The 18,393-nt window shown below is 71.3% G+C and carries 13 protein-coding genes; 4 read left to right on the top strand and 9 right to left on the bottom strand.

The genetic code is table 11. From position 1 onward, the window contains the following. Positions 1 to 215 precede the first annotated feature (215 nt). Entirely contained in the window at positions 216 to 1,241 is a 1,026-nt protein-coding gene (gene recA / locus ACX114_RS06825; protein WP_459295895.1) for a recombinase RecA, read from the top strand. Here the strand turns inward: recA and ACX114_RS06820 are convergent. Genes ACX114_RS06820 through pssA form a run of 4 tightly spaced genes read right to left on the bottom strand, consistent with a single transcriptional unit; the run spans position 1,238 to position 5,481 of the window. Continuing rightward, a complete protein-coding gene (locus tag ACX114_RS06820) occupies positions 1,238 to 1,747 on the bottom strand; it encodes a DUF1285 domain-containing protein (protein ID WP_459295893.1) in 510 nt (169 codons plus the stop codon). The genes recA and ACX114_RS06820 overlap by 4 nt on opposite strands. A 57-nt stretch (positions 1,748 to 1,804) precedes the next feature. Continuing rightward, positions 1,805 to 3,304 (bottom strand): hypothetical protein, encoded by a 1,500-nt coding sequence (locus ACX114_RS06815; protein WP_459295891.1) that lies wholly within the window; start codon positions 3,302 to 3,304, stop codon positions 1,805 to 1,807. Further along, a complete protein-coding gene (locus tag ACX114_RS06810) occupies positions 3,301 to 4,569 on the bottom strand; it encodes a CinA family nicotinamide mononucleotide deamidase-related protein (RefSeq protein ID WP_459295889.1) in 1,269 nt (422 codons plus the stop codon). Before ACX114_RS06810 ends, ACX114_RS06815 begins: the two co-directional genes overlap by 4 nt. 57 nt (positions 4,570 to 4,626) lie before the next feature. Beyond that, positions 4,627 to 5,481 carry a CDP-diacylglycerol--serine O-phosphatidyltransferase gene (gene pssA, locus ACX114_RS06805; RefSeq protein ID WP_014394190.1) on the bottom strand — a complete coding sequence of 285 codons (855 nt, stop codon included), beginning with the start codon at positions 5,479 to 5,481 and terminating at the stop codon, positions 4,627 to 4,629. Between the two features lie 116 nt (positions 5,482 to 5,597). On the opposite strand from pssA, the gene ACX114_RS06800 reads away from it, so the two are divergent. Further along, a complete protein-coding gene (locus tag ACX114_RS06800; protein ID WP_459295887.1) occupies positions 5,598 to 6,716 on the top strand; it encodes an alpha/beta fold hydrolase in 1,119 nt (372 codons plus the stop codon). Here the strand turns inward: ACX114_RS06800 and ACX114_RS06795 are convergent. Beyond that, on the bottom strand, positions 6,707 to 8,164 hold the full coding sequence (locus ACX114_RS06795; protein WP_459295885.1) for a right-handed parallel beta-helix repeat-containing protein: 1,458 nt from the start codon (positions 8,162 to 8,164) through the stop codon (positions 6,707 to 6,709). The two genes, ACX114_RS06800 and ACX114_RS06795, sit on opposite strands and share 10 nt — an antisense overlap. Positions 8,165 to 8,488: 324 nt before the next feature. Between ACX114_RS06795 and ACX114_RS06790 the strand changes: the two genes are divergently transcribed. Further along, positions 8,489 to 8,758, top strand: coding sequence for an HU family DNA-binding protein (locus tag ACX114_RS06790; RefSeq protein WP_120550461.1), 270 nt, complete (start codon positions 8,489 to 8,491; stop codon positions 8,756 to 8,758). A 31-nt stretch (positions 8,759 to 8,789) separates the two neighbouring features. Here ACX114_RS06790 and ACX114_RS06785 read toward each other — a convergent pair whose 3' ends face one another. Then, complete coding sequence (locus ACX114_RS06785; RefSeq protein WP_459295882.1) at positions 8,790 to 9,812, bottom strand: M23 family metallopeptidase; 1,023 nt, start codon at positions 9,810 to 9,812, stop codon at positions 8,790 to 8,792. 227 nt (positions 9,813 to 10,039) lie between these two features. Further along, complete coding sequence (gene ltaE / locus ACX114_RS06780; protein ID WP_459295880.1) at positions 10,040 to 11,065, bottom strand: low-specificity L-threonine aldolase; 1,026 nt, start codon at positions 11,063 to 11,065, stop codon at positions 10,040 to 10,042. Between the two features lie 35 nt (positions 11,066 to 11,100). Here ltaE and nth point away from each other — a divergent pair, with 35 nt between their 5' ends. Continuing rightward, positions 11,101 to 11,811: an endonuclease III gene (gene nth / locus ACX114_RS06775; protein ID WP_459295878.1), complete on the top strand. Its 711-nt coding sequence runs from the start codon at positions 11,101 to 11,103 to the stop codon at positions 11,809 to 11,811. On the opposite strand, the gene def is transcribed toward nth, so the two are convergent. Together def and ACX114_RS06765 are read right to left on the bottom strand one after the other, a co-directional pair. Beyond that, complete coding sequence (gene def, locus ACX114_RS06770) at positions 11,808 to 12,335, bottom strand: peptide deformylase (protein ID WP_459295876.1); 528 nt, start codon at positions 12,333 to 12,335, stop codon at positions 11,808 to 11,810. The genes nth and def overlap by 4 nt on opposite strands. 53 nt (positions 12,336 to 12,388) lie before the next feature. Beyond that, positions 12,389 to 18,388 (bottom strand): response regulator receiver protein, encoded by a 6,000-nt coding sequence (locus ACX114_RS06765; protein WP_459295874.1) that lies wholly within the window; start codon positions 18,386 to 18,388, stop codon positions 12,389 to 12,391. Positions 18,389 to 18,393: the final 5 nt, after the last annotated feature.

Raw genomic sequence — 18,393 nt, 5'->3', positions numbered from 1 at the left:
GTCACCTCCCCTTGTGTCTGCTTATGCGGAGACGCCCTTACCTTTACGCCTTCTCAGCGCTCGGGAGACAGCCACGCCGCTCCGCCAATCCGGACGGCTTCAGCGAACCTGGACGCCCTTGCAGGCCCTACCGCCTGGGAGCCTGCGCGGCATGAGCGTTGCTCTGCCCACCGCCGAGGCATCCAGCCCGCAGGGCGGCGAGGGAGGCAGACGAGATGAGCAGGCTGACGGAGAAGTTGAAGGCAGTGGCGGCGGCGGTGGCGTCCATCGAGAAGCAGTTCGGCCGGGGCGCGGTGATGACGCTCGGCGCGGACGCACCGGAGCAGAAGGTGGCGGTCATTCCCACGGGCTCGGTGGGGTTGGACCGGGCGCTGGGCGTGGGGGGCTATCCGCGCGGCCGCGTGGTGGAGCTGTTCGGCAACGAGTCCTCTGGCAAGACGACGCTCACCCTGCATGCCATCGCGCAGGTGCAGGCTGTGGGAGGCGTCGCGGCCTTCATCGACGCGGAGCATGCGCTGGACCTGTCCTATGCGCGCAAGCTGGGGGTGCGGACGGAGGAACTGCTCGTGGCGCAGCCGGACACCGGAGAGCAGGCGCTCGAAATCACCGAGCAGCTCGTGCGCTCGGGCGCCGTGGACCTCATCGTGGTGGATTCGGTGGCGGCGCTGGTTCCCCGCGCGGAAATCGAAGGAGAGATGGGTGACGCGCACATGGGCGTCCAGGCGCGGCTGATGAGCCAGGCGCTGCGGAAGCTCACGGGCGCGGTGAGCCGCTCCGGCACGTGCATCATCTTCATCAACCAGGTCCGCATGAAGATTGGCGTGATGTTCGGCAACCCGGAGACGACGACAGGTGGCAACGCGCTGAAGTTCTACGCGTCGGTGCGGATGGAGATCCGCCGCACGGGCAACCTCAAGGAGGGCGACGCGGTGGTGGGCTCACGGGCCCGCGTGAAGGTGGTGAAGAACAAGCTGGCGCCCCCGTTCCAGGAGGCGGAGTTCGACGTGCTCTACGGCACGGGCATCCACCGCGCCGCCGAGGTGCTGGACCTGGCCGTGACCGCGGGCGTGGTGGAGAAGTCGGGCAGCCACTTCAGCCTGCGGGGTGAGCGCATCGGCCAGGGCCGCGAGCGTGCGTGCGAATGGCTGCGCGAGCACCCGGACGTCCTGGAGGCCCTCGCTCGCGACCTGGTGGGCGCCGCCGCGCCATCCGTGCCGTCCGCGGATGCCGCGGCGGCCTAGGTCGCGGCCTGGAGTGCATCCAGCGAGAGGGGGACCTCCCAGTGGCGCTGGCCCGCGCGCAGCACCAGGTGCCCTTCGGGGCTCTCTTCCAGCAGCTCGCCGAACTGGTACTGCGCATCACGAGAGAAGCGGGCCTTCGCCCTGCCCTGCTTCACGTGGCAGGTGAGGACTCCGTCCGGCGTGAGCTGGAGCGACCCCAGGTCCAGGGCTTCGGCCGTCCGGTCGCTCAGCCGCAGGGACACCCGCTCGTCCGGGGTGATGTCCACGGTGCGGACCTCGTAGGCCGCGTCCTCCACCTGGACGTAGCACCAGTCCGGGGCGATGCGGAGCTGGTAGCGCCCGTCGTCATCCAGGACCAGCGAGGCATTGAAGAGCTCGATGATCTTCGGGTGCTCGATGGGCTCGTCGTCGTGCCACCAGCGCAACGCCGCATCCAGACGGATGCCGCTGTCCTCACGGGTGTGCCAACGCTTGCCTGGAGGGGGCTGACCAGTGGGAGGTTGCATGTCGCCCTTCATGTGCGGAGGAAGCCCGGCGGATTCAAGCCGCCGGACTCTGGAGGCCTACCAGTTCCGCACGTACTCCGTGTAGCCACGGAAGGCCACGGCGCCCCAGAAGTTCACCAGCACGCCAAGCGCCAGCACGGCAATCACCGCACGGTTGCGCAGCGACCATCCGCCAATGGCGAAGAGCAGCAACAAGTAGGGCGTGTAGTCCAGGCTGAACCGGAAGCCGAACTGCATGTAACCGGTGTTCTGGTAGAAGAGCCCCGGCAACGCGCACACCGCCACGGTCAGCCACAGGGGCCAGTGCAGACGGGGACGCGTGCGGGGGACCAGCAGGAACACCAGCAGGGGCAGCGTGAGCAGCAGCGTCAGCCCATGCGGGTCGTACGACAGCTTCAGCGGCGACAGCGACACCTGGGGCAGCTTGAGGAACGCGGCCTGGAGGTTGCGCGACAGGTACTCGAGGTTGAAGAGCCCGAAGCGGTCGATGTCGACGTTCACCCGGTTGTTGAAGAGGTACGAGTGGCCGAACTCGCCGGGCTTTCCGAAGCGGTAGACGTTGTACGCAGCCGCGAGCACCGCGAGGGGCGCGGCCCCCGCGCCGAAGAGGACGAGCTTGCGGAGGGCGGGCTTCCACGTGGTGGGCAGGGCCTTCAGTTGGGCCAGCCGGTCCGGACCGGGGCAGAGCGCCTCCAGGACGAAGAAGAGGCCCGCGAACACCAGCGGCGTGCGGGTGAGCACGGCCATGGAGAAGAAGAGCCCCGCGAGCACGGGACGCCGCGCCTTGACGGCGTTGCGCACGTACAGACACGTGAGCGCCACGCCCATCACCTGCGCGCCAAACCAGACCTCGCCCCGGATGGCGCAGTAGAAGAACAGCGTGCCGAAGGCGAGCACCAGCGACATCACCACATTGTCGTCGCGGTTGCGCTCCGTCTCCCCTTCCTGCGCGAGGAAGCGCAGCAGCGAATAGAACAGCGCCACCGCGAGCGCGCCCACGAAGACACCGAAGGACGTGTCGTTGAACTGGTAGCCGTGCAGCGCGACGAAGGGGAGCATCGCGACCGCGGGGAAGGACGGGAAGCTGACGAACCAGCGGTCATCGCGCAGCGGGCGTCCCTCACACCTCACCTTCTGGCCGTCCACCAGCCGCACGCAGGCCCAGTCCTCCAGGTTGGGCAGGACCTGCGGATCCACGTCGAGCCGTCCCTCCAGCCAGGACTGCGCCTGGTAGATGAAGTGCGGCGCGGCGCTCTGCCGCAGGAAGCGCTGCGAGCTGAAGCTGGACAGCACCGCGAACGCGACGAGGAACAGCACCACCTCCACCCGGTAGGCGGACAGCCACAGTCGCACCGCGCTTCGCACCGGATGCGCTCCTGCTCCGGACGGCGATGCGGGAGGGCTGGTGGGCTCCGTGGCCGCCGTGGGGCTGGCGAGCAGCGCGGAAGATTCGGGCGTGGCCGGGACGGGTTCGCCCGCGGTGGCGGGGGCCGGGGGCACCGTGGACGGCGCTTCCAGGGCGGAAGGACGGGGACGCTTTGATTTGGAGCGGCTCATGGCGACACGGGGGCGGCGGCGAGCAGGTGCAACCTCAACATTTCCAGCACGTGGGACGCGGCGAACAGACGGACCCGGTCCCGGTCACCCGCGAGCGAGATCCGCTCGCAGCGGGGCTCCATTCCGGGACCGGACAGACCGCAGTACACGGTGCCCACGGGGTCCTCGGGCGTTCCGCCACCGGGGCCCGCGTAGCCCGTGACGGACAGGCCGAACGTGGCACCGCAGGCGGCGCGGACTCCCTCCGCCATGGCGAGCGCCGTCTGGGACGACACGGCGCTGTGCTTCTCGAGGATGTCCGGGGGCACGCCCACCCAGGCGGACTTCATCTTCTCCGAGTAGGCGACCGCCCCTCCGATGAAGACCCGGCTGGAGCCCGGGACGGCCGTGAGCTCCTGCGCGACGAGGCCGCCCGTGCAGCTCTCCGCCACCGCCAGCGTGTGACCGCCGCGCGCCAGCAGCTCGAGGAGGACGGGGGCGTACTCGCTGCCATCCGCGCCGTAGACGTGCGTGCCCAGCGCCAGCCGGCATGCGGTCTCCGCGGCCGCGAGCGCGGCGTCGGCCTCCGCCTGCGTGGGCGCCTCCGCCATCAGCTTCAGGTGGTTCTCCGGCGCGTGCGTCCGGAAGCCGAACACCACCCTGGGGTGGCTGGGGGCCAGGGGCATCACCCGCTCGTTCAGCACGGACTCGGGCAGGCGCACGGTTCGCAGCAGGCGGAAGGCCCGGAACGTGCGACCGGACTCGGCGGCGAGCCAGATCCTCACGCGCGGCAGCACCTCTCCGTCCACCAGGGCGCGGTATTCGCGCGGGACACCGGGGAGGAAGAACAGGTGGGCCCGGCCCAACCGCTGGATGACCAGCGGCGCCGAGCCCTGGGGGTTGCGCACCGGCTCGGTGCCCGCGGGGATGCGCGCCATGCGCAGGGCGCCTGGATTCAGGGCCATGCCCCGCGCGGCGTAGCGCTCCTTCAGCCAGCCGAGCACCCGCGCGTCCTCTTCCATGGACACGCCCGCTGCGGCGGCGGCGCACTCCAGCGTGAAGTCGTCCGACGTGGGGCCCAGGCCTCCCGAGACGATGACCACGTCCGCGCGCGCCGAGGCCTCCAGCAGCGCGCCCGTGATGTCCGGACGCACGTCGCCCACCAGCGTCACTCGTGCGACCTTCACCCCCAGGTCGAAGAGGCGGGCTTCCAGATAGGTGCTGTTGGTGTCCGTGATGAGGCCGGTGACGAGCTCGTCACCGGTGCACAGCAGCTCGACGCGCATGGGCCGGGCATCCTAGCGGCCGGCACGGTCCGCGTCCCGGCTCCCGCGCTCGGCTGCTCAGAGGAACGCGGGACCGTCGTCCGTGGCGTTGGGCTCGGAGTCCTCGTCGTCGTCCTCGTCGAGACCGGCGGCCACGGCCACCGCCGCGACGGCACCGACCTTGCGCGACGCCAGCCGGCTGCGCACGGAGACCGCGGACTCCACCAGCCCCATGACCAGGTACGCGGCGAAGTACGTCACCAGCACCCAGGCCGGGTGGAACTGCTGGGCGATGAACGCGCCCGTGAGCGCCATGGCCATGAAGACGAGCGCCGTCTTGCGGCTGGGACGCGCGTCCTTGAAGGTGCGGTAGCGCACCGTGGACACCATCAGCAGCGACAGGGCGCCCACCGCCACCGCCACCGGCACGCGCGCGCCGTCACCGAGCGCCTCGCCCTGCGAGGCCACGTGGTGGGAGATGATGAGGGAGACGAGCACGCCGGCCGCCAGCGGGATGGGGAGCCCCACGAAGAAGCCGCCGCCACCGCCGTGCGGGTTGCGCATGGCGAGCACGTTGAAGCGCGCCAGCCGCATGGCGCCGCAGGCCATGAACGCGAAGGAGATGAACAGGCCCCAGAAGCCCATGGGGGCCAACGCCCACTTGTAGACGAGCAGCGCCGGCGCCGCGCCAAAGGACATGACGTCCGCGAGGCTGTCGAGTTGCATGCCGAAGTCGCTCTGCGTCTTCGTCAGGCGGGCCACCCGTCCGTCGAACCCGTCGAAGAACATGGCGAAGAGGATGGCCAGGGCCGCCTGGTACAGCTGCACCGGTTCAGCCTCACCCGAACACAGGGTGATGGCGTAGAAGCCACAGAAGATGGAAGTGACGGTGAAGAGGTTCGGGAGCACGAACATCAGTTTCCGCAGCTTCATCGTTCCCTCGACTTCCCCAGGTGGTCGGCTGCCCATGTGGCAGAAACGGCGAGGGAACGGACCTTAGCAGGGTTTTATTCGCGCCGGAGTCAGTCCCCGGTCCTATGGGAGGAGAAATGCCGTACGGGCAGTGGGCCCTGTGGGGATTGGCCTTGGCGGCCGTCCTGCTGCTGGTGAACGTGGGGTGGGTCCTGCTCGTGAGGCGCTGGTACCGCCTCAGGGGCCCTCTCCCCGAGATGCTGCGCGTGAAGTGCGCGGATGGGTGGGAACTGACCGTGCACGCCCGGCGGGCCCCGGTGCGCCGCTTCGCGGAGCCCGTCCTGCTGTGCCACGGGCTGGCGGCCAACCGCTTCACCTTCGACTTCGAGCCGCCCTACTCCGTGGCCCACTACCTCACCGAAGCCGGCTTCGATTGCTTCAGCGTGGAGTGGCGCGGCACCGGGCACTCGCAACGTCCGCCCAGGGGCCGGCGGCCCACGGACTTCACCGTGGACGACCACATCAACCACGACGGCCCGGCCCTGCTGGAGCTGGCGCTGAAGGAGACCGGCGCGAAGCAGGCCTTCTGGCTGGGCCACTCGCTGGGGGGCCTGGTGGGGTACGGCGTGGCGCAGGGGCCCGATGGCGGGAAGCTGGCGGGCCTGCTCGAGCTGGGCGCGCCGGTGTATCTCAAGTCGGAGCCGTTCCTGCGGACGCTCATCTCGCTGGGCGTGCGCGCGGCGTGGCCCGGGAGCATCCGGCAGGCGTGGGTGAGCGCCAGCATGGCGCCCTTCCTGGGCTACCTCGCGCTGCCCTTGTCGGACATCGTCGTGAACCCCCGCCATGTTCCGCCGCGTGTCCTGCGGCAGTTGTCCGTCAACATGATGGCGGCGATGAGCCGCAAGGTGCTGCTCCAGTTCCAGGATTGGATCTCCCACGACGCGTTCCGGTCCTACGACCGCAAGACGGACTGGCGCGCGGGCATCGCGAAGCTCCAGTTGCCCGTGCTCGTGATGGGCGGCAGCGCGGACCGTCTGGCCACCGCCGCCAACGTGGAGGCGCAGTACGCGCTGCTCACATCACCGGATCGCACACTGCATGTCTTTGGCCGGGACCGTGGGGACAAGATGGACTACGGCCACGGCGACCTCATCTTCGGCACCGGCGCGCCCATGGAGGTCTACCCCGTCATTCGCGAGTGGCTCGAACAGCGCGCCACGCCGCTGCCGCCCACGTCCGCTCCCGCTCAGGGCTGAGGCGAGCGGGCGTCGAGCTGGACGCAGGGGGAGCGCAGGCCTCGTGTGGTGCTCGCGTCGACGTGGCGGAGGCGGACGCGCGTCTGGCCCTCGCAGTCGGTGGAGACCAGCTCGCCGCGCGCGTCCTTCGCGGTGAGGTCCTCCACCTGCAACTGGCCCTCTTCGATGGCCACCAGGATGGAGCCCGGCGTGTCGCGCACGTCGACGTTCCGGGACTCCAGGGTGGCCTTCGAATCCACGGCCAACGCGGCGAGCCCGCAGCCCGAGAGCCGCGCGTTGCGAAGCGTCGCACGGGCCCGCTGCGTCGCCAGCACGCAGGTCCCCTTCGCTCCTTCGACGGTCACGGTGTCGACGTCCGCTTCCACCTGGCGCAGGTGGAGTCCGTCTCCCGTGATGCCATCCGCCGTGCTCACGCCCTGGATGACGCCATCCCGCAGGCGCACGCGGCCCTGCAGCGCCACCACGCCGTATTCCCGTGAGCCCTCCAGGCGGAAGCGCCGCACCTCCAGGTCCGAGGCGGTGAGCTGAAGCGCCCCGTAGGTGCCCGCGTCCTTCACGGTCACGTCCTCCAGCAGGCCGGTCGTCGCGGTGAGCCCCATCCCGGCGCGCGTGGCTTGCTCGGAGGTGAAGCCCCGCACCGACAGCCGGACCTGGTTGGCCGTCACGCCGTACTCGTGCCCCTGGACCCGGACGTCCACCAGCGTCAGCGCGCCCTCCACCATGGAGAACGCCGTACCCGTACCACCGGTGGCCCGTGCCCGTTCGACGTTCGCCACGCCACCCTCCTGGCTCAGCGCCATCCGGGGGCCCTGGAAGTCCACCCCCTCCAGGCGCACCGTGGCCCCACTCCGGGCCCGGACCGCGCGGTCGTAAGCCCCCACGAACGCACTGTCCCGGAGGATCAGGGAGGGCGCGGAGGCCTCCGCGGTTCCGGCCTCCACGAGCACGCCCACCGCAGGCGGAGCCCGGCTGGCCGCTCCTGCCTCGAAGCGCAGCCCCCTGCCCTCCAGCGGACCCGCGCCCAGCCGGATGGCGCCCCGGGCCTGGTTCCGGAAGGTTACGGTGTGGACCCGCATGGGGCCCCGGGCGTCCAGGCCCCAGCCCCCTCCCTCGATCACCAGGGACTCCAGGGCGGTGTCTCCTGGGGCCTCCACCACGGTGGTTCCGGGGTCCACCGCGATCAGGATCGTGGAGTGGCCCTCCCCTATGAGCTGCATGCCCACTGGCAGCCGGAAGGGGCCTTCGTAGCGGCCGGCGGCCAGGTGCACGCGCTTCGGGCCGGGACGGGCCAGGGCCTCGGTCAGCGATCGCAGGGGCCGCTCCCGGGTGCCGTCACCGCCCGGGGCCGCCCCATCCACCCAGAGCTCGGCCGTCGTCTGGGGCCGTGGGGCGGGCCGCGAGCAGGCGCACAACAGGACGAGGAGCCATGGGAGCAGTCGGGTGGACACGCGGGCAGGCACTCTAGCCCCCTGATGGCACCCTGCTGGAGCTGGATCAGCGGCGACTGCTAAGTGATCGATTTTCCAATGCCTTTCATGCGGAATCGATCATCAGACGATCACTTCCCCTGATGTGGAAAGCAGGAGTGTGAGGATGTATCAAAAGATGCGATCCTCCCGTCTCTCTACAGGGTGTATTTTCAGAGGCCAGTTTTCATCCGGAGGCCGAATTTCCGGCCTGGGAGCAGGTGGCGCATTGACAGTCGAAACCTCGATTTGTTACCTCCGCCATCCGCTCGTTCAACGCCAGACAACGCACAGAGGAGGGGTGTCATGACCAAGGCAGAGCTCGTGGAGGTGGTGGCTGCGCAGTCGAGGCTCACGAAGAAGCAGGCTGCCCAGATCCTCGACAGCGTCTTCACCAACATCGGCAAGGCGGTGAAGAAGGACACGCGCTTCAGCTACCCCGGGTTCGGCACGTGGTCGCTGCGCTCGCGCAAGGCGCGGAAGATCCGCAACCCGCAGACCAACGAGATGATGAAGCTCAAGGCGTCGAAGACGGTCGGTTTCCGTCCGGCCAAGGAGCTGAAGAACTCGCTGTAGTCGCAGGGCCGTTTCTGAAGGCCCGTTCCCCTCAGGGGCGCGAACCCGCGGCCGGGTGGCGCCCCTGGGACGTGAGGACGGGGGACTCCGCCGGCATGCGGGCCACGGGACGCTCCTCGTCGGAGGCGTCCGGGGCCGCCTCGGGGGCGACGAGCGCCTCCAGCGGATCCAGTGAACTGCCGTCGTGCCAGAGCTCGAAGTGGACGTGGACGCCGGTCGCGAGGCCCGTGTCCCCCGCGAGCCCCACCACGTCGCCTCTCGCCAGCACCTCGCCGGTCGTCACCAGGACCTCGGACAGGTGGCTGTAGCGCGTCACCCACTGGCCGTCGTGCTGGACCTCCACCATCTTGCCGTGGTCGCCGTTCCAGCCGGCGCGCAGGACGACGCCCCGGTCCGCGACGCCCACGGGCTGTCCCCGGCGCGCCGCCAGGTCCACGCCCGAGTGGCGGCGCAGTTGTCCGGTGATGGGGTGCCAGCGGTCGCCGTAGAGGCTGGTGATGGTGACCGGCTCCACGGGCCACGCGAGGCGCGGCGGACCGGAGGGCTCCGGTGGCTGCTCCCAGCGGCGCAGCGTGGACGCGCGCACGATGAGGCGGCCCACGCGCACCACCACGGCCTCCGCGAGCGAGCCCGGCATGTCACCGTACAGGCGCGCGTCCTGCTCCAGCTCCGCCTCCATCACGCCCCGGGCGCGCGTCAGGTCGCGGGTGTCGGTGTGCTCCACGGGCCGGGCCAGGAAGGCGTCCAGGGCCGCGTTCATCGCCTCCCAGTTGCGCACCTGCTCGGCGGGCATGGCGCTGCCGCGCTGGACCTTCTGGCGGTAGGCCTGGGCCTGCTGCGTGAACGCGGTGAGCGCGGACTCCAGCTCCGGGGAGCGCTCCGGAGCCAGGGGCCCGCGGGCACGCTCCGGTTCGCGGGGGAGAAAGGGCGTGCTGCTGTTGGCGAAGCCGCTGTCGCCCGAGGTCGCGTATAGCTCCTCAAAGCTCATCTTCCCCGGCCGCGGCGTCGCGCAGGCGGAGAGGGCCAGCAGGGCAAGGACGGCGGGTCGGCGCACGGCGGGGCGAGATTACCACGCGCCGGGCCGTCCACCTGTTCCGGGCCGTGGATCATCCCCTGGCGCACAGGTGCGAGCGGTCCGCACCCGGGCGCGTGACGGGGGCTCGTCCCCGGGTCCCGGAGGACCGTCGTTCCGATGACAGCGGCTCGCCCTGGCGGCGATCCGCGCGAACCTGTCCGACTGTCGGACAGGTTTTTGGGGGACCGCGCCGGGGGTGGCCCGGGTCAGCCGGCGAAGGCCTGACGGATGCGGGCCAGGGCGTCGTCGATGTCCGCGGTGGACACGTCCAGGTGGCACACGAGGCGGATGGAGTGCGGGCCGGTGGGGTTGGCGAGCACGCCCTGCTTCAAGAGCAGCGCGGAGGCCTCCGCCGCCGGACGCACCAGGTCCGCGAACACCATGTTCGTCTCCACCCGGGACAGGTCCACCTTCACGCCCGGCACCTGGGCCAGGCCTTCGGCCAGTCGGCGCGCGTTGGCGTGGTCCTCGGCCAGGCGCTCCACGTGGTGCTCCAGCGCGTGCAGCGCCGCCGCCGCGAGGATGCCCGCCTGCCGCATGCCGCCGCCCAGCCGCTTGCGCAGCCGTCGCGCCTCGCGGATGACGTCCTTCTTGCCCGCGAGCGCCGAGCCCACCGGCGCGCCCAGCCCCTTCGAGAAGCACACCGACGTCGAGTCCGTCAGCGACGCCCACGCGGACGCGGGCTTGCCCGCCGCCACCTCCGCGTTGAACAGCCGCGCGCCGTCCAGGTGCACCGCGAGCGCGGCCTTGCGCCCCGCCTCCACCACCGCCTTGAAGCGCTCCACCGGCCACACCGTGCCGCCGCCGCGGTTGTGCGTGTTCTCCAGCGACAGGAGGCGCGTGCGCGGGTTGTGGATGTTGTCCTCGCGCACCGCCGCCGCGACGGTCTCCGGCTTCAAGAGGCCGCGCTCGCCCGGCAGGGTCCCCGGCTGCACGCCCCACAGCGCCGGCACCGCGCCGCCTTCGTACTGGAGGATGTGGCTGCCCTCCTCCGTGAGGACCTCGTCGCCGGGACGGCAGTACGCGCCGATGGCGATCTGGTTCGCCTGCGTGCCGGAGGGAACGAAGACGGCGGCCTCCAGCCCGAGCCGCTCGGCCACGCGCTCCTCCAGGCGGCGCACCGTGGGGTCCTCGCCGTAGACGTCGTCGCCGACCTCCGCGTCGGCCATGAGCCTGCGCATGGCGGGCGTGGGCTTCGTCACGGTGTCGGAGCGGAAGTCGATGGGCTTCATGGTTCTCCTCGCTGCGTGAAAAGGGATGCCCCGCCATGGCGCTTGGGCGGGGCCGCCCCGTGACATACAACGCCCGCGTGGCCCGGCGAGAGACAGTGGGTGAGAAGCGGCAGCGCGCGGTGGCGGTCCTGGACGGTCTGGAAGCAGCCATGCCGGACGCCCGCATCGAGCTGGACTACCGCACGCCGCTGGAGCTGCTGGTCGCCGTCATCCTGTCCGCGCAGTGCACCGACAAGCGCGTCAACCTGGTGACCCCTGCCCTGTTCGCCCGCTTCCCGGATGCCCGGGCCTACGCGAGCGTCGAGCCCACGGACGTGGAGCCCTTCATCCGCACCTGCGGGCTGTACCGCGCGAAGGCGAAGAACATCGTCGCCACGGCGCGCGCGCTCGTGGCGGAGCATGGCGGGCAGGTGCCGCTGGTGCGCGACACCCTGGCGGAGCTGCCAGGCGTGGGGCTGAAGACGGCGGGCGTGGTGTGCATCCACCTGGGCGGCGACGCGGCCTTCCCCGTGGACACGCACGTGAAGCGGCTGGCGTACCGGCTGGGCTTCACCCCCCACGAAGACCCGGACAAGGTGGAGAAGGACCTGCAGGCGCTGCTGCCTCGCGAGCGGTGGACGCTGGGGCATCAGCTGCTGGTGTGGCACGGGCGGCGAACATGCTTCGCGCGCTCGCCCGATTGCGGCGCCTGCGTGGTGGCAGCGAAGTGCCCGAAGAAGGGCGTGCGCGCCACCGCGAAGGTTTAAGCGGACGCCGGAGCGCCCTGCTCGCGCGAGGCCTTGAGCTTCTTCATGCGCTTGCGGATGAACTCGCGCTTGAGCGTGGAGACGTGGTCCACGAAGACGGTGCCGTCCAGGTGGTCCGTCTCGTGCTGCACGGCGATGGCCAGCAGGCCGTCACAGCGCAGCGTCTGCTCCTGGCCCTCTTCATCCAGGTAGCGCACGGTGGCGACGGCGGCGCGGTCCACGTCCTCGGCTTCACCGGGGATGGAGAGGCAGCCCTCCGTGTAGGTCGTCTCCCCTTCGAGCGCGACGAACTCCGGGTTGATCATCGCCAGGGGCTTGGAGTCCGGCTGCTGCGGCCGGGTGTCCAGGACGATGATGCGCTGGAGGATGCCCACCTGCGGCGCGGCGAGACCGACGCCCTCGGCGGCGTACATGGTCTCGAACATGTCCTTGATGAGCGCGCGGACCTTGTCGTCCACCTTCGCCACCGGCTTGGCCTTCTGCTTCAGGATGGGGTCGGGCCAGATGAGAATCTCGCGAACCATGGAGGGGACTCTTAACCCCTCCGGACCGCGACGGGCAACCGTTCCACCGGGCATCAGTCGAGCAGATTACGGGCGTACTCGCCCCGCAGGCGGTCGTCTCCCAACGCCCGGGCGGCCTCCGTCAACACCGCGCGGATCTGCTGCGCCCGGTGCTGGAGCGCGGGGTCCGGATGGCCGGCGAAGCGCAGCGGGTGGAACTCGGCGGCGAGCAGTGCGTAGGCCCGCTTGACCTCCTCACTGCCGGCCGAGCGTGCGAGCCCCAGGACGGTGAAGTAGTCCGCGTCCTGGATCTCCTCGAACTTGGCCTCCAGGCGGTGCACGTCCAGCTCCGGCGGCAGGTCGCCCTGGGCGTCTTCCGAAGGCGGATGCAGCGCGATGAGGCCCAGCGTCCGCGCCACCGCGAGCGTCTTGAGCGCGCCGTCCTGCGGCAGGCCCGCGCCCAGGAGCAGTGACTCCAGCGTGCGTTCGCCGTCCACGGCCTGGAGGAGCTGGAGCTCGCGGGCGGAGAGGCCGAAGTCCGCGGGGGGCATGTGCGCGTCGCCTCGGGAGACCTGGGCGCGCAGGGAGCCCGCCGCGTCCAGGAGCGATTCGGCGGTGAGCGTGTTGCGAAGTCCTTCCGCGAGCAGGTGCAGCGGCGGGCGCGTGGCGGCGGCGAGCGCGACCTCGTGGGGCGCTGGCTCCGGCACCAGGCGGTAGAGCGTGGAGGGCTCCGCGAGCGCGTCCAGGAAGACCTGTTCGGTGTAGCGCTGGACCAGCGGGACGGATTCGGCTTCGCGCACGTAGCCGCGTCCGCGCAGGGCTTCCAGCAATGTACCGGTGGTGGCGCTGCGCACGAGCCGCAGCTCGGCTTCCTGGCGCGCGTCGATGAGGCCGTCCGCGCGGGCCCGGTCGACGAGTGACTCGCCCTGCGCGGAGGACGCGGCGCCGACGAGGGTTCCATCGCGCAGCCAGAGGACGCGCAAGGCGTTCATCACCTTGAGCTCCAGGCGCACCTCCATGCGCGCGTCGCAGAGCCGCAGGATGAGGCGCGCGAGGCCCTCCTGCGTGAGGCTGCCGCTGCGGGACACCGCCATCTCCGGACGGCCGGGCGATTCGAGCGGGATGATGGTGGCGCGGGCCTGGGCCGCGGCTTCCTCCGCGTCCCGCTGCGCGCGGGCTTCGAGCTCCGCACGCTCGCGTTCGGCCTGGAGGCGCTGTTCGACGGCTTCGGCTTCGAGCCGGGTGCGGGTCTCGCGCTCGCGGGTGAGCTCCTCGCGGAGCTGATCGAGCTGGGCTTGCAGGGTGTCTCGGGCCTGCGTGAGGTCCGTGGATTCGGAGCGGGCGCGGGCTTCGGCTTCGGTGCGCGCCTGGGTCTCGGCGGCGAGGCGCGACTCCGCGGCGGTGCGGGCCTGGGACTCGGTTTCGAGGCGGGCTTCGAGGTCCTGGCGGGCGCGGGCCTCGGAGTCGAGGCGGACTTCCAGCACGGTGCGCAGGCGTCCTTCGGACGTGGCCTTGGCGGTGGCTTCGGCGGCCTTCTGCTCGGCCTGGAGGGCGCGGGTTTCCGCGGCGGTGCGGGCCTGGAGCTGCTGTTCGGCGGTGGCTTCCGCTTCGGCGCGGGCCTGTTCGGCCTGGGCCAGGCGGGTCCGGGCGAGTTCGTCCGCGTCGTGCGTGGACTGCTCGGCGCGGGACTGGGCCTGCGCGAGTTGATCCGTCCGGGCCTGGGCCTGGGTCAGTTCCTGCGTGAGCTGCTCGATGCGGGCCTGGGCCTCGGCGCTCGCGCGGATGGACTGCTCCGCGCGCGACTCGGCTTCGGCGTGTGCTTGCGTGAGCTGGTCGATGCGGGCCTGGGCCTCGGTGCTCGCGCGCGTGGACTGCTCCGCACGCGATTCGGATTCCGTGCGCGCCTGAGTGAGTTCCTCGATGCGCGCCTGAGCATCCGTGAGCGCCTGCGTGAGCTGCTCGATGCGCGCCTGGGCCTCGGTGCCCGCGCGCGTGGACTGCTCCGCACGCAATTCGGATTCCGTGCGCGCCTGAGTGAGTTCCTCGATGCGCGCCAGGGCTTCGGCGTGTGTTTGCGTGAGCTGCTCGATGCGCGCCTGGGCTTCGGCGCGTGCTTGCGCCAACTGTTCCGCGCGGGCTTCCGCTTCCGTGCGCTCCTGCGTGAGCTGCTCGATGCGCGCCTGGGCTTCGGTGCGCGCATGCGCGTGCTGATCCGCGCGCGCCTCTGCTTCGGCTCGCGCCTGCGTGAGCTGCTCAATGCGAGACTCGGCTTCGGTGCGTCCCTGCTCAAGCTGGTCCGCGCGCGCTTCCGCTTCCGTGCGCTCCTGCGTGAGCTTTTCGATGCGGGCTTCGGCTTCCGTGCGCTCCTGCGTGAGCTGCTCTGCTCGCGCTTCCGCTTCGGTGAGCGACTGCGTGAGCTGTTCGATGCGGGCCTGGGCTTCGGCCTGGACCTGCGTGAACTGGCCTTCGCGGGTCCCCGAGTTGGCCTGGAGCTGCTGGAGTTGCTCCGCGCGAGCCTCGGCTTCGGTCCGCGCCTGCTTGAGCTGTTCTTCGCGGGCCTTGGCTTCGGCCAGGGCCTGCTTCAGCTGTTCGGCGGTCTTCTTCGCTTCGGCGCTGAGCTGTTCTTCGCGGGCCTGAGCCTGATTCAGGGCCTGCGTCAGTTGCTCCACCCGGGCTTCCGCCTGGAGCAGGGCTTCGGCGGGCTGCGCGGCCTTGGCTTCGGCTCGCTGGCGGGCCTGCTTGAGCTGCTCCATCCGGGCGTTGGCCTGGCTCAGCGTCTCCGCGAAGTGCGTCTCGTTCTGCTGCCTCGCCGCTTCGGCTTCTTCCGCTCGGGCCTGGGCTTCGGCCAGGGCTTCCTCGGCCTTCGTGGCCCGGGCCTCCGCCTGCGCCAGGGCTTCGGCGTTTCGTTCGGCGGTGGCTTCCGCGGCGGCTCGGGCCTCCTCGGCCTGGCTCACGGCCTGGGCGGACTGTTTTGCCTTGGCCTCGCCCTGGAGCAGCACCTGCGCCAGTTGCTGCGCCCTGGCTTCCACCTGCGCCAGGGCCTGCGCGGACTGCTTCGCCTTCGCTTCGGATTGCGCCAGCGCCTGCGTGGCCTGCTGCACCCGTGTCTCCGCCTGGGCCAGCGCCTGCGCGGACTGCTTCGACTTCGCTTCGGACTCGGCCAGCGACTGGGCCAGCTGGTGGGCTCTCACCTCCACCAGGGACAGCGCCTGCGCGGAGTGCTTCACCTTCGCTTCGGCGGCGGTGCGTGCCTTCGCCTCGGCTTCGGCCCTGGCTTCCGCCTCGGCGCGCCGAGACTCCAGGTCCGCACGGAGCGTGGCGTCTGCGCTCTCTGCCTGGTCGGACTCGGTTTGTGCTCGCTGACGCGCTTCCGCGCGGGCTTCGGCCGCGAGTCTTGCCTCGATCTCGGCTTCGAGCCGCGCTTCCACGTCCGTGCGCGCGGCCTGCTCCAGCTCGGCGCGGGCTTCTGCCTCCTCGCGCGTCTGCGCTTCCTGGCGGGCCCGGAGCTCAGCCTCCTCGCGCGCCTGGACCTCCGTGGCGAGGCGCTTCTCGAGCTCGACCATCTCGAGCCGGGCCATCTCCGCGAGGGCTTCGGCTTCACGGCGGTCGCGCGCCTCGGCCTCCGCGCGGGCTTCAGCCTCCACACGGCTTCCAGCCTCGGAGGCGAGCCGCGCCTCGACCTCCGCGAGGGCCTCCGTCGCGGACACGGCCCGGACTTCCGAGGCCTCCTTGGCCGCCGAGGCCTGCTTCAACAGGGACTCGGCGCGGGCGCGGGCGTGAACCTCCGCTTCGGCCCGCACCTCCACTGCGCTCCGGGCCTCGACCTCCGCGTCCGCTTCGAGCCGCGCGTCTTCGCGTGCTCGCTCCTCGCTCGCGATGCGCTCTTCCAGCTCGACGCGGAGCGACTGCTCCGATTCGGCCAGGGCTTCCGCGTCGGCGGCTCGGGCCTCGGCCTCCTCGATGGCGGCGTGGGCCAGCGCAAGCTCCTCGCGCAACGATTCCAGCTCCGCGGCGAGATCCGATGACGGCTCGGCCGCGTCCGTGCGCGCTGGCGCGGGGGCTTCCTGCTCCTGGACGCGCGTCTTGTTCGCCCGCTGCAGGCCACCTGGCACCTGCAGGGGTGACGACTGGGCCTGGACTTCCAGCCGGGCGTCCGCGCGCGACGAGGCACCGTCACGCGGATTCGCGGAGGTTCCGGCTGGCGACGCAGCATCTCCTGCTTCGGCCTTGTCACCCGGATGCGCGGCGGTGCCACTGGCCCTCGCCGCCCCAGCTCCGGACGAGCCGCTCACGCCCTCAGCGCGGCCACCGGCTCCCGCCGCATCTCCTGCTCCGGCCTTGTCGCCCGGATGCGCGGCGGTGTTACCGGCTCCCGCCGGGTCACCCACTCCGGACTCGTTGGCCGGTCGCGTGGACGTGCCGCCTGCTCCTGCCGCGACACCAGCACCGGACGCATTCACGGCGCTGCTACCCGCGCCTGTCGCATCGCCCGGGGTCGCGGACGCGACGCCCACGGTCGCCACGACGCCCGCGTTGCTCTTTCCCGACGAGCGCAGCGGGACACGGGCCGCGACACGCAGCGGCCTCTCGGGATTCACTCGCGGCGCGGCGCTGTCCGCCGTTCCACCCTCGCGCGACTCCGTGGCCTCGTCCGGACGCGACGCGGCCTTGGCCGGGCTCGCGGGCTCCGACCACTGGAGGGGCTTGGAACCCTCCTCCTTCGCCTCCTCGACGGTCTCTGAGTCGAACCAGTCCGAACCCACCGGCTTCGCGTCGTCCGAGGAGGAGTCCTCGTCCCGCTCGCGCGCCTCGGCGGAGGCCTTGAGGTCCGCCTCCAGCACGTCCCAGTTCGACAGGCCCGCCGCCGCCAGCTCCTCCGCGGTCGGCTCCGAGGGCGCGTCCTCCTCAGGTGCACTCGCCGCCGCAGCCGCGGCCCGCTCCTCCGCCGCCACGTCGTCCGCGACCGAACCGAAGTCCGTCTCGTCGGAATCATCCACGCCGCCCGGAGACGCACGCAGCTCCGGATCCGGCTCCAGTTCCTTCCACGCCAGCGGCTCCGAACCCTCCGGTTCCGCCGCCTTCGCCGCGCCGCCGTCCTCGTCCGAATCGACGTCGAAGAACCCCTCGTCCCCCAGCTTCGGCGCGGCCTTCACCGGCTTCAGCCCCGGAGGGGTGAGCGGCTCCTCACGGAACGCGAGCCGCCCCTCGGCGGGCGCATCCTCCTCGCCCTCGGCGTTCGGGAACGGGAAGCGCAACGTGGTGCGCGCTTCCGGTGGACGGCCCTCGTCCGCACCTTCCGCGTTCGGCGGCTCCGCGTCCCACTCGTTGCCGACGTTCGCGTCCGGATCCTCCTCGCCCCACGCCTCGCCGGAGTCACCCTCCTCCGCCGCTCCGGCCCACTGCGACTTCGTGCCCACCGACAGCGCGGAGTCGATGGAGGCGATCGCCTCCGTCTCCACTTCCAGGTGCGACTGCTCCAGCGCGGCGTTCAAGCTGCGCTCGCGCTGCTGGTGCACGGCGTGCGCGCTGCGCTCCTCGCGCGTCATCGCCGCCACTTCCCAGTCCGTCTGGTTCAGCGGCGCCAGGTCCCCGAACAGCGCGTTCGCCAGCGCGGGGTCCCCGCCCACCGAGCGCGGCGCCGTCACATGCCAGTCCTCGTCCGCCGGGGCGCTCCCCTTCGCCGGGTCCCCCAGCGTCCGGTTCTCCACCACGCGCCAGCCATCCGCCTCCGCCGGCGCGCGGATCAACGTGTCCACCAGCGTCACGAAGCTCGGGCCGTCCAGGGGCAGCGGCGCCACCGGCGCGCTGAAGCCCTCGATGGCCTCACTCAGCAGCAGCACCCGGGCCTTGTGGCCCTCCGGGTGCTGCACCAGTTCCTCCAACACCACGCGCCCGCGGCCGCTCTCCACGCCCGGCGCGAGCACGATGAGCTCCGGCAGGTGATGCCCGAAAGCGATGAGCGCGTCCGCGGCGGAGGTCGCGAGGATGACCTCGTGCCCTTCGCGGGACAGCAGTCGCCGGACGGCGGCGATGGTGGCGATGTCGTCGTGTACGAGGAGGACCGAGGCGCCCATGGGGG

It is taken from the genome of Corallococcus sp. M7 (genome assembly GCF_054512695.1).
This window is presented reverse-complemented; position numbering and strand designations above follow the sequence as displayed.